Raw genomic sequence first — 12,481 nt, 5'->3', positions numbered from 1 at the left:
GTCAGCCCTGCACCGGAGCGGGTTGCCCCGACGGCAGCGGCACCGGCACCGAGGCGACGGCCTGGCGCAGCACCTCCGCGGGGGTCATCCCGCGCACCTGGGCGTCCGGGGTGAGCAGCAGCCGATGCGCGAACACCGCCTCGACGAGCGCCTTGAGATCCTCCGGCATGATCCAGCCCCGCCCGTCGATCAGCGCGTACGCGCACGCCGCGCGGGTCAACGCGATCACGCCCCGGGGGCTGACCCCGACGCGTACCTGCGGGTGGGTGCGGGTGGCCGCGGCCAACCGGACCGCGTACGCGTAGAGCGGCTCGGCGATGTGCACCCGGCGGGCCATCCGGACCATCTCGCCGACGGTGGCGGTGTCGGTGACCGGGGCGAGCGCCTCGGGGGACCGCACTGTCGCCCCGCGCAGCACCTCGACCTCGACGGCCTCGTCCGGGTATCCGACGGAGAGCTTCACCAGGAAGCGGTCCAACTGCGCCTCGGGCAGCCGGTAGGTGCCGTCCATCTCCACCGGGTTCTGGGTGGCGACCACCAGGAACGGCGACGGCACCGGGTGCCGGACCCCGTCCACTGTGACCGTGCGTTCCTCCATCACCTCCAGCAGCGCCGACTGGGTCTTCGGCGACGCCCGGTTGATCTCGTCGGCGATGACGATGTTGGCGAAGACCGGCCCCGGATGGAACTCGAAGTCCCGGGTCGCCTGGTTGAAGATCGTCACACCGGACACGTCCGAGGGGAGCAGGTCGGGCGTGAACTGGATGCGCCGCCACTCGCCCTTCACCGTGGCGGCGATGGCCCGCGCCAGGGTCGTCTTACCGACCCCGGGCACGTCCTCCAGCAGCACGTGACCCTGGGCGAAGAGCGCGGTCAGTGCCAGCCGCACCACCTGCGGCTTGCCGAGCACCACCGCGTTGACGTTCTCGGCCAGCCGGGCGGCCAGGGCGGCGAAGCCCTGCACCTCCGGCTGGGTGAGCGGCTCGTGGGTGTTCACGGTCGGTGGTGCTCCTCGCCTGGTGTCCTCAGCAGGTGGGCAGGACGTTGATGTTGTCGCCGCCCTCCAGGTTGAGCCAGGCCCACGGGATGTAGTTCTTTCCCTTGAACTCGACCTGCACCCACCAGTTGCTCTGCTTCTGGTTGTTGTAGATCCACGAGTCGACGTTCTCGCCCGACTTCTTGCAGTACGCCTTGAGCCGGGTGCCGGGCTTGGCCCAGCCGGCCTGCTGGTCGTTGTCCTGCCGGGTGACCTTGAAGACCTCGTTGCCGTTGCGGCCGTCGACTTCCTTGTTGCAGTAGGTCCGCTGGTCACCGTCGGGCCCGTTGTTGCAGGTCGCGATCCCGAACATCGGCTGGGTTGCCTGCGCCTTCTTCGCGGTGCCCTTGCCGGCGGCGTTGCTCGCCGTCACCGTGAACGTGTAGTTGGTGCCCGGCGTCAGGCCCGTCATCGTGATGCTGGAGCACGCTCCGGCCTTCGCCGGCTCGCCCGTCGTGGTGAGTGTGCAGGTGGCCTGACCGCCACCGGCGTCCACTGTGAACGTGACAGTCGCCCCGGTGGCCGTCGACGACGAGCCGGTCACCGTGACCCGTGGCTCGGCCACCGTGCGGGCGGTGGCGGTGGCCTCCGGGCCGGGCCCCGCCTCGTTGACCGCCTTCACCTTCACCGTGACGTTCTGGCCGTTGCCCAGCCCGGTGACGGTCGTGCGGGTGTCGGTCACCTCGCTGACCCGCCCGCCGACGTCCACCAGATACTTCGTCACCGGCCGACCGTTGGCTTCGGCCGGCGCCCACTGCACCGTCACCGCGCCCGGCTGGTTGGCGACGGTGCCGGCGCGCAGGTTGAGCGGCCGACCGGGCGCCGCGAAGGGCACCACAGTGTTGCTGACCGGGGAGGCTGCCGACCCCGCGCCCTTGCTGTTGACCGCCACCACCGTGAACGCGTACTGGGTGCCGAACTCCAACTCACCGGCGGGCACCACCAGCTCCGTCCTGGTCGACTCACCGGCCGGCGCGTTCGTCCCCGCCGAACTTGCCGTCACCGCGTACCTCGCGATGGTGTTGCCCTGCCCGTTCGCCGCCGGCCACTTGACGAGGACCGTGCCGTCCGGCCGTTCCTGCGCGGTGACGCTCGCCGGTGGGTCGGGCACCGCGGCGGTCGGGGTCACCGGGTTGCTGTTGCGCGGTGGGCCGTCGCCCTTGGCGTTGACGGCGTGCACCGCGAACCGGTACGTCTCGCCGTTGGTCAGACCCTTGACCTCCACCGCACGCTGGTTGGCGCCCACCTCCAGGCGCTGCCCGGCGCCCTGCACCACGTACTTGATGATCTCGGCGCCGTTGGCGGCGGCCGGGCGCCAACTCACCCGCGCCTGGGCGTTGCCGGCGGCGGCGGTGACGCTGCGCGGCGCGCTCGGCTTGCCCACCCGCGGCTTCTTCGGCGGAGGCGGCGGCGGGGGAACCGGCGGCGGGTCACCGCCGAGCACGTCGTTGGCGTACTTGTTGACCTCGCGCACCTGGTGCTTGTCGTCCACCACCCGCGCGGTCGCCGAGTCGGGGGAGTTGATGAACAGGTGGTTCTCCCGGACCTCCAGCTCCAGCGGCCCGTTGGCCCGCCCGCGGATGGTCTCGACCAGCTGACCCGCCGCGTCGAAGGAGTAGATGGTGCCGGTGGCCTCGTCGGCGCAGTAGAACCGGTTCGCCCAGGCCACCGCCGGGCTGAGCCGGTCCCCCTCACCCGGCACGGTGAACCCGCTCTCCTGCCCACCGTCACCCACCAGTAGCACCCGCCGGTCGGCGGTCACCGTGACCGGCACCCGTGGGCCGCTGGTGCGCGCGGGCAGCGCCGCCGGGCCGGACAGCGTCAGCACCGTCGGGTGCACCTCGCCGCGCTGCACCCGCACCAGCTTCCCGGCCGTCCGGTCGAGCACCGCCACCCCGTCGTCCAGGGTGGAGACGACCAGCTCGTGGCTGGCGTCGGCGACGTCGTACGACTCGACCCGCTGCGGGCTGAGCCCGGCACCCGCGGGCGCGGCCGACGCCGGCGCGGACGGCAGCTTGGCGGCGGTGATCGCCGAGACGGTGCCCTGGCTGGGCACCGCGATCCAGAGTCGACCCTTACCGTCGAAGGTGCCGCCGGTGATGCCCGGCGGATAGCGCACCGGCTCGCCGACCGGGGTGAGCGATCGCGGGTCGAGCTGCCGGACGATGCCCTGCACGGCGTCGACGACGAACGCCGCGTCCTCGTGCAGGGCGACACTCACGCCCAGGCCGGGGGTGGTCCGGGTGGTCGCGCTGAGCTGGAGGGTGGCCAGATCCAGGGAGCTGACCTGCCCGGTCTGCAGGTCCCGCAGGATCAGCAGCCGGTCGGTCTGGGTGATCTGCATCGGATGCTGCCGGGCACCGGGGATCTCGGTGCGGGTGTCCACCCGGGCGGTGACCCCGTTGACCCGGGCCAGCTCGCTGCGCGCCGCGCTCCACAGCCAGGAACTCGCGTCGTAGTTGGCCACCGCGTTGTCCGCCGCGCCCAACCCGAGGACGGTCAGCCCCATGGCGGCCAACAGCGCGGCCACCGTGCCGACGGTCACCAGCCCGCCGCGCAGCCGGGACCGGGAGCGGGGGGCCTCGGTCTGTACGGCGTCGTCGATGCTGGCCACAGCCGGCTGCCTCCCTGAGTCGTGGCAGGTGGCGCGCCTTCCGGCGACCCCTCCCCTGAGCCGGGTGCCATCATATGGCGCTGGTGGTGGCGGGGGAACCCGCACCGTCACCCCTGTGGATACCGAGAGTGTGCGTTGTGGACGTCCAGCTCAGCCCGGTTTCCGCTCGACTCAGCGCGGCGACGGTTGGCCGGAGGGCTCCCTGCTCGACGTGGCTTCGCGTTCCCGCGCGGTGCAAACCTGCCCGGAAGTCGCAAAGCTGTCAGTGGAGTAGACCGCCAACACGGTGAAGCAGTGATCCACTCGGGAGTTCAACCCGTTGACCGTGTAGCTGGTCCGGCCCGGGTCCACGGTGGCGATCACGCCCAGGGCCTGTCCGGCCCGCCCGGCGGCGACCATGAACGGCACCGCGCCGCCGGTCGGGTCCGTCCAGGTCAACGTGATCGTTGTCGAATCGTCCCGCAGCTTCAGGTCGCCCGGCGGAAGCCCGGCCGCCGTCGGTGCCGCCGCCGTCGGCGGGGTCCCGGCCGGCGGCGGATCGTCGCGGGTCAGCAGCACCGCACCCAGGCCCACCACCGCCACGACGGCCACCCCGGCCGCCACGACCGCGCCGATCAGCGCCCCCCGGTTGCGGCCCGTCGACCCACCCTCATCGGCGTACGCCGGCCGGTACGCGTCCGGTGCCGGGTGGTACTGCTGACCCGGGTACGGCGCCTGGTGCTGGCCCTGGGTCGGGTATGGCGCCTGGGGCGGCTGGTGGTGGTACTGCTGGACCGGTGGCGGCGCGGCCGGCGGCGCCAGCGCCGGGTCGGTGCCCGGTGACCAGGCCGGTTGCGCAACGGGGCTCGGCTGCGCGGCGATGGGGCTTGCCTGAGCGAGGCTCGGGTTTGTCTCGGCGGCGGTGAAGTGCGCCTGGGCGGCACCGGGGCTCGCCTGCGCGGGGGCACGGTTCGCCGGGGCGGGCTGGGCGGCGGTGGGCCAGCCCGGACCGGCCTCAACCCCGGCCGGGCCGCCGTGCGCCGGAACGGACGGCAACACCACGGTCTGGTCGGACAGCGCGCTACGGGCCCGCTGAGTCGGCACCACCGGGGCGTCGAGGATGCCCAGCCCGGAGTCGCCGTCCGCACCGGTGCCGCCCGCGTCGGTCATGCTCTGCCCGGCGGGCGTGGTCTGCCCGGCGGCGACGGCCTGCGCAGCCGCCGTGGTCTGCGGAGGTGTCGTGGTGGGGGCGGGGGAGTCGGCACCTGGATTTGGCAGGGGCTGCGGTGGGGCGCTGCTGCTCCAGGGCGGTGCGGTCAACCCCCAGGGCGGCACGGGTGGTGCGCTCACCGGAGGGGCGGAGATGGGTGGTCCGTAGGGCGGCCCCGAGACAGGCGGCCCGAAACCGGGCGGCGCGGACACCGGGTAGGTGTGCCCGGGTGGTCCGGACACGGGGTGGCCGTGGCTGGGTGGTGCGGATACGGGGTGGCCGTAGCCGGGTGGCACGGGATGGCCGTAGCCGGGCGGCGCGGAAACAGGTGGGCCCCAGCCGGGCGGTCCGGAGACGGGTGGGCCGTAGCCGGGTGGTGCGGAGACCGGGTATGGCTGGGCCGGTGGGCCGGATACCGGGTAGGGCTGGCTGGGTGGTGCGGAGATCGGATGCGGGGTCACCGGCGGTGCGCTGGTGGGTTGGGCCGGTGGGCCGCTCACCGGGTACGCCGGTCCCGGGTGGTCAACGCTCGGGGAGGGCCTGCCCGGTGATGTCGCCTCGGCGCCGGACACGTTGTGCGATTCGGTCGGCGCGGTCGGCGCGGTCGGCGCGGTCGGCGCGGTCGGCGCGGTTGGCCGGGCGGCGGCTCGGGCGGCCTCCTCGGCGAGCAGCGGCTCGATCTGGCGTACCCGGATCGTGGGGTTGTCCCAGCGAGGTGCCGGCACCGCCGGGGTCGCCGGCGGGACGGTCGACGCCGGGGCGGTCGGGGCCGCCGGCTGGGGGACCACCGGCGGGGTCGCCTGGTCGCCGACCCGCTGACGTGGTGCCACGGCCGGCCCGGACGGCGGTCGGTCTGGTGACCGCTGCCCGGCCGGCGTCGTCGGCGGGCCTTCAGCCTTCGGCCGGGGCATCGGGCCGACCGGTGGCCGGGACGGTCCGGGCGGTTGCTCATCGGGGTGTTCACCGGGTGGCATCGCACGCTCGGGTGGTTGCTCATCGGTGCGCCGAAGCGGTGGTTGCGCGTCCGTGGGGGGTTGCCCGCTGACGCCCGAGCCGAGCGACATCGCATTCGCCGGCGGTGGCGCGTCGGCGCGCGGGCGGGGCGGCGTCACGGGTCTGGGTGGGGCCGTCGGCGGGCCGGGCTGCGCTGGCGCGATAGAGGGGGCTGCCGGCTGAACGGGCGTCGCCCGAGGGGCTGGAACGGATGCCGGGGTGGCGTGGCCGGGCGACGTGGGTGTGGCTGGTGCGCGTACCGGTGGAGGGGTTTGTTGGGGTGTGGCCGGCGGTTGCGGCGCCCACTGTGAGACGGCGGACGGCGGGCCACCGGCGGAGGGCCGCATGGCGGCGAGGGTCGCCAGCGACAGGGTCGGGCCGGAGAGCGCCGACCGGGCACCGGGCTCGGTCACCGGGGCGGCCGGGGCCGGACCGGACGTCGGCGCGGGGTACTGCTCGCCCGGTGTCGGCGGGGGTGGGCCGAGGTAGTCGCGGGCTGCGCGTACCGCCGGGTGGTTCTCCCCGAGCGCGGCGGGACCGGCGGTGGCGACGCGGGTGTAGTTGCGGCGGGCCTCGTGCCGGTTGCCGAGCTCCTCCGCCACCTCAGCGAGCTCGAAGGCGAGGGCGAGCATCAGCGGGTCGGAGTGCTCCCAGCGGCGCTCGCCCGCCGCGAACGCCTCCTCCAGCACCCGGCGGGCGGCGAGGGGGTCGTCCCCCTCCCGGTGCAGCCGTGCCAGCAGGTGCGTGGTGTGCAGCACCTCGGGATGGTCGTCACCGTACGGCGGGGGAGCGGATTCGACGGCCTCCGCGAGCAGTTGCCGGGCGGCGCTGAGGTCGCCCGCGGCGCGCAGGGCGAGGGCTCGGTGCTGGGCGGCCGCCAGGGGGGAGGGATGGGACACGTGGCAATGCTGCCGTCAGAGGGCCGCCGGACGCTACCCGGACACGCCTCGGCGGTGTGTCGGTGCGGCCGTTTTGAGGAGGCTTGAGCAGCGGCGGGATCGCCGGGGGAGAGGCGCCGGAAGGCGATGTGCATGATCCACGAGCGGCGTGTACAGTAACTCCCCGTGCGGCCCGCTGTGCTGACTGCCGGATGGAAGATCATCTGGTCGGCGAGGTAGGCTGAACGTGTAGGTCCGGGTGGCGGAATGGCAGACGCGCTAGCTTGAGGTGCTAGTACCCGTATAGGGTGTGGGGGTTCAAGTCCCCCCTCGGACACCACTTCTCGTGGAGATCCACGCGAGATCAACTCCCCTCGCGTGGGGACGAGAACCGGTACGTGGCATACGTGTACCGAAACGCCGGGAGTGGTTTCTCCCTGCGCTGACACCGCTGTGTCCGCCCTGGCGGGGTCCTAGGTGAGTCCCGGCCGCCCGCGTCCCCGCCAGCCCGACGAGCAGCTCGTCGAGGCCCTCGTGCCAACCCCGCTGCCCGTCGCGGTACCGGATCCGGCACCGCTGCCGACATTGCCCACGTCCGCCGCCCCCAGTGGCGATGGCCGCCTGCTGTTCGACGTGGCGCGCCCCGACGCCGCCGGCCGCGTCACCGCTCGTGGGCTGCTGCGGGCGTTGGGCTGGACACCGGGCCTCACCCTGCATGTCGACGTCGTGACCGGCGCAATCCTGATCACCCCGGCCGCCGAAGGCGCGCACGCCGTGGGGACCCGCGAGGAACTGCCACTACCGGCCGCCGCCCGACACCTGTGCGGCATCGCTCCCGGCGAACCCGTGCTTCTGGCTGCCCTGCCCCGCCAGAACCGCATTGTCGCGCACCCCTCAAACACCATCGCGGCGGTCCTGGCCGACCTGCACGCCCGCATCCTCGGGGAGCCCTCGTGACCACGGATCCCGATCGTGTCGCCACCGCCCGGGCCCTGCTCAAGCACCTGGGCGTTACTGCCGCCGATCTCACCGACAGTAACCGGCCCGCCGTGCCGACAGTCGCCGAGTACCTTCCTACTGTTGTCGCGGCCGCGAGCCCGGCCACCCGACGCACCTACGGCAGCTCTTGGCGACGAATGGCCGCCGCCTACGGCGATCGGCGCATCGACGCAGTACGGGCCAGCGACATCGAAGCCCTCATGCGACAGGCCGCCGCCAGCGCCCGCCCTCGCCGAAACTCGCGCCATGGTCGGCACGCCGGTGAGCATCTCATCGCCGCCGCCCGCGCCTTCTACAACCGGGCCATCGCCGACGGCTACCTGACCATCGTGGACAGCCCCGCCGACAAGGTCCCCAAACCCCGCCGACTGCCCAACACCCGCCGCGCCCTCACCCCCGACGAACTGTCCGATATCAACGCCGCGGCCCGCAGCGGCGGCAAAGACATGGTGCTCGACGCCCTACTGCTGCGCCTGCACACCGAAACAGGCTGTCGACGCGGCGGCGCCCTCGCGCTATGCCTGACCGACCTGGACACCGACCATGCGCTCATCCGGCTGCGCGAGAAGGGCGGCACGCAACGCTGGCAGCCCATCACACCGATGCTCGCCAGCCGACTGAACGACCACGCCCGAGCCCGCGGCGCCGTCCTCCCGACCGATGCGCTGCTGCGCTACCGCAGCGGCCAACCTGCCACTTATCGGCGCTACGACCTGCTGTGGGCTCGCATCGGCCGGCAGTTGCCGTGGGTCGCCGTCCAAGGCATCTCCATCCATTGGCTGCGCCACACCACCCTCACCTGGGTCGAGCGGCACTTCGGCTACGCCGTCGCCCGCGCCTACGCCGGGCACACCGACAGCAGCGGACCCGCTACCACCACCTACATCAAAGCCGATCTGCACGCCGTCGCGGCCGCGCTGGCTGCCCTCACCGGTCAGCCACACCCGCTGGCTGTAGCTGAGAGCGAGCAGCGGTTCCCCGCCCAGGATGCGGAGGATGGGAGCGGCGGCATACCGCGGTGGAACCCACCGCTAGACGGGTCTTGAAGGCTGTAGCTGACGTTGGTGCTGGCGGGAAACGGGGCTATGGGCGGCCGCATGTGGCCCCTGCAGCGATGAGCCATAGCGCCGTCGGCTGTTCCAGAAGCCGTGGCGTGCGTAGCCGGTGATCGCTGAGCTGCGTGGCGAAGTCAAGATCCGGCGGCGGTGGCGGTGGCTGAGCTGGCGATCCCGGAAGCTGGCGGACGTCACCATCGAGTAGCAACGCCCGGGCAGATGTCCTGAGGTGCCAGTCAGCAAGCACCGACGAAGAAAGTTCCTGCTCATGTCTTCCTAAACGACCGTCAAAGCCGCCGACAGCAGACTTCATTGGCAAAGGACAAGGTGGAATGATCGGCAGCTTCGGCACGTCACGGGGGCGGGGGAAGTCGTGAGCAGCGAGGCTAAGGATCTAAGCGCGCTGGTCTGGTCGATCGGCGACCTGCTGCGCGGCGACTACCGGCCGTCCGAGTACGCCAGCGTGGTCGAGCCGTTCACCCTGCTGCGCCGTCTCGACCTGCTGCTACAGCCGACGAAGGACGAGGTGGTTCACCTCTTCGGTCGACTTCGTGCGGAGGGTTTCGCCGACCTCGAAGCGGTGCTGCGCGAGACCACAGGCTTGCCCTTTTACAACACGAGCCAGCTGAGTTTTCAATCGGTCGTGTCGGATCCGATGGAGGTTGCCAGGAACCTCCGGTACCACATCGCCGGGTACTCCGACCTCATCGCCGACGTGCTGCGTGCGTACGACTTCGACCGGCAGATCAGCCGCCTGGACAAGGCTCGGTTGCTGTATCCGGTGGTGTCCCGGTTCGCTGACGTCGACTTGGGGCCGCAGGCGGTGAGCGACCGCCGGATGGGTGCCGTCTTTGAGGAACTCGTGCAGGCTTTCGCCGCGGCGAACTACGACGCTGCCGGTGAGAACTTCACACCCAGGGACGTCGTGCGGGTGATGGCGGAGTTGCTGGTGCCACAGGATAAGGGCACCGGCCGGCGGACTGTCCACGACCCAGCGTGCGGTATCGGGGGAGCCCTGCTGGAGACGCGGCGGCAGATCGAGGTAAGCAATCCGTCCGCCGCCGTCGAGACCTTCGGTCAGGAGATCAACGCACGGACGTACGCGATCTGCCGGTCGAACATGCTGATGCGGGGCGACGGCGGCGGCCGGTTTGTGCACGGCAACTCGTTGAGCCAGGACGGTTTTCCCGACGAGGTGTTCGACTACCTGATCTCGGCTCCGCCGTTTGGCCTGAACTGGCGGAACGCCCAGGACGTCGTCAAGCACGAGGCCGAGATGCTCGGGTTCAGCGGCCGCTTCGGCGCGGGGCTGCCTCGCATCGGCGACGGATCGTTGCTATTCCTGCAGCACATGGTCGCGAAGATGAAGCGGCCGGAGGACGGCGGCAGCCGCGTCGGCATTCTGTTCAGTGGATCACCGCTGGACGTGGGCGGCCCAGGGTCGGGCGAGTCGGAGATCCGCCGGTGGATCCTCGAGAACGACCTGCTCGAGGGCATCGTTGCGCTACCGGAGCAGCTGCTCTATAGCACCGCAATCGAGCCGTACTACTGGATCCTGACTAATCGCAAAGACGGAGAGCGCCGCGGAAGGGTCGTGCTGTTGAACGCCCGCGACGAGTGGCAGCAGATGCGTCAGTCGCGTGGCAGGAAACGCCGATACCTAGCGCCGGACCAGATCGCCGCCGTCATCGACGCGTACCAGCATGCAGCCGCCATTGCCCGCGATCCGCAGCATCCCTGGAACGCCCGCGTGCGGCTGCTGCGAACCGAGGAGTTCGCCGTCAGTAGGGTCGTCATCGACCGCCCGCTCCGAGCCCGGTTCGACCTGACCGAGGCGAGCGCCCGTCGCCTGGTCACCGAGGCTCCGTTCCGGAAAGTGTTCGGGCGAGAGACCCTCGCCGAACCGCTGCGTCAGCTGACGGGTTCCTCTTGGGCCACGAGGAACAAGGCCCTTGGCGTACTGCGCGCAGCGGTGCGAGACGCCGGCGAGACGTGGCCGACGACGGCAGGTTTCCAGAACGCGGTGAGCCGGCTCCTGCGGGTACCGGACCCGGTCGGGGAGATTCAGAAGAACGGTCGGGACATCGAGGCGGACCCGGCATTGAGCACAACGGTCGACCTCCCGGCCCACCGCGATCCGCACGACTACCTGCGCGACGAGGCCTGGCCGACGGACCCCGACGCGTGGATCGATCCCGCCAAGACCCGGTTGGGCTACGAGATCTCGCCGACTCTCTTTTTCGTCGCCCGCATCAACGGGGACTTCGCCTCCCTCAAGCGGTTTGCGCGACGGGAGACAGCCAGGGTGCGGGTGGTAGGCGAGGGCAACGGCTGGCGGCATCTGAGCGCCAGAGACCTGCACGACGTCGAGTCTGCTGCGGCCCTGCCTGAGGCGTCGGAGTCCCGCCTGCCGATGACCGTGTGTCGCGGTAGTGATTTGGTCGGCTGGCCCGGCAACTGGCGGCTGCTCCCGCCGAACTTCGGTGAGGCCCTCACCCCGATGTTCGTGCTTCATCCGGCCAAAGGGTGCGGCCGTTTGCTGTGCGAATGGCTGAACTCGCGCCCGGAGGACTCGCCCGCCGCCTTACGGATGACCGGCCGCAAGTTGATGGACATCCAGGTCCCCGTCGACCTGTTTGACGGAGAGATCGAGGATCACCTCGAGGCGGTGCAGGAAAGTCGGCGCAGGATCCAGGCGGCAGCCTCTAACACCCTGCCGAACGTATTCAGCGGAGGCCAGACGGACGTCCATCGACTCCGCGACGAGATCCGGTCGGCTGCCTCCGAGGCCGCGCTCGTCGCCGACCTGATGCGTCCGGTCGAGGATCCGGTCGGGCGAGCCGAATGGACCTATCCGTTTCACATTGCGTCCCTCGCCCGACGGTATCGGATTAGCACCCATCCCGCGGAACAGCAGGACGGCCTCCTCAAACTCGGCGAAGGCATCGCCCGTGTGCTCGGCATCCTCGCGCTGGGGGAGTTGATCGCCGACCAGGGCGGGTTCACCGCCGCGCTGCGCGGCCAGTTGCGAACCGGCGCCACCTTCGGCACCTGGACGACGTTCATCGGCCGGTTCGCCGACAGTGCCGTCACGCCGCTGCTCGCCGACCTCGGCCGGCTCCGTGACGTGGGTGGCGTCCGGGACGTGCTCGCCGCGATCAAGCAGGTCCGCAACCGCACCCACCACTCGCACGGCGTCCGTGCTCATCATGAAATTGAGAAGGACGTGGAGACTCTCGAACCCCACGTGATCTCGGCGCTGACGACAGCTAACTGGCTCGCCGCCAACCCCTGGGACTGGGTGGAACGCTGCGAGTACCTCGACGACTCCTCGTACCGGATCGTCGGGCTGACGCTTAGGGGCAGCCACCCCAGCTGGGAACCCTTCGACCGGCCCAGCCTCTCCCCACTGCGACCGAACCGGATCTATGTCAACGGTGCCGGTGGGAACCCCGTAGACCTGTGGCCGCTGGCGGCGGTCAGCCTGTGCCCCCAATGCCATACCCGCGAGCTGTTTCTGCTCAACCAGTGCCAGGACGAGACCCTGATCCTACGAAGCCTGGAAGAGCACGAACTGGAGATTGGGCACCCGTTGACGGCACCCGCGTAGTCCCGTGTGAAAACAGGTGCAGTGACGTCGCGACTGCCTTGAGGGGTTCTCATAGACGGTAACCAGAAGTATGTTTACGCCTACGGAGCGCGTCCGGTGTGGGCCTG

General features: G+C 71.1%; 6 protein-coding genes and 1 tRNA gene. 4 read left to right on the top strand and 3 right to left on the bottom strand.

Features of this window, described 5'->3' with window-relative positions:
* Nucleotide 1: 1 nt before the first annotated feature.
* The 3 genes from MED15_RS13850 to MED15_RS34210 form a co-directional block, all read right to left on the bottom strand.
* On the bottom strand, nt 2–997 hold the full coding sequence (locus MED15_RS13850; protein WP_112583044.1) for an AAA family ATPase: 996 nt from the start codon (nt 995–997) through the stop codon (nt 2–4).
* A gap of 28 nt (nt 998–1,025) precedes the next feature.
* Entirely contained in the window at nt 1,026–3,650 is a 2,625-nt protein-coding gene (locus MED15_RS13845) for a fibronectin type III domain-containing protein (protein WP_244220457.1), read from the bottom strand.
* A 171-nt stretch (nt 3,651–3,821) separates the two neighbouring features.
* Nucleotides 3,822–6,731 carry a tetratricopeptide repeat protein gene (locus MED15_RS34210; protein WP_244220456.1) on the bottom strand — a complete coding sequence of 970 codons (2,910 nt, stop codon included), beginning with the start codon at nt 6,729–6,731 and terminating at the stop codon, nt 3,822–3,824.
* A gap of 232 nt (nt 6,732–6,963) precedes the next feature.
* Here MED15_RS34210 and MED15_RS13830 point away from each other — a divergent pair.
* The 4 genes from MED15_RS13830 (at nt 6,964) to MED15_RS13815 (ending at nt 12,374) form a co-directional block, all read left to right on the top strand.
* Nucleotides 6,964–7,050 (top strand) — tRNA-Leu (locus MED15_RS13830).
* A gap of 137 nt (nt 7,051–7,187) precedes the next feature.
* Nucleotides 7,188–7,667, top strand: a complete 480-nt coding sequence (locus tag MED15_RS13825) for a hypothetical protein (protein ID WP_112735847.1) — start codon at nt 7,188–7,190, stop codon at nt 7,665–7,667.
* Nucleotides 7,664–8,755, top strand: a complete 1,092-nt coding sequence (locus tag MED15_RS13820) for a tyrosine-type recombinase/integrase (protein ID WP_112735845.1) — start codon at nt 7,664–7,666, stop codon at nt 8,753–8,755. The genes MED15_RS13825 and MED15_RS13820 overlap by 4 nt, the downstream gene beginning before the upstream one ends.
* A gap of 382 nt (nt 8,756–9,137) precedes the next feature.
* Entirely contained in the window at nt 9,138–12,374 is a 3,237-nt protein-coding gene (locus MED15_RS13815) for a class I SAM-dependent DNA methyltransferase (RefSeq protein ID WP_112735843.1), read from the top strand.
* Nucleotides 12,375–12,481: the final 107 nt, after the last annotated feature.

This window comes from Micromonospora noduli (assembly GCF_003264475.1).
GTDB classification, from domain to species: domain Bacteria; phylum Actinomycetota; class Actinomycetes; order Mycobacteriales; family Micromonosporaceae; genus Micromonospora; species Micromonospora noduli.
This window is presented reverse-complemented; position numbering and strand designations above follow the sequence as displayed.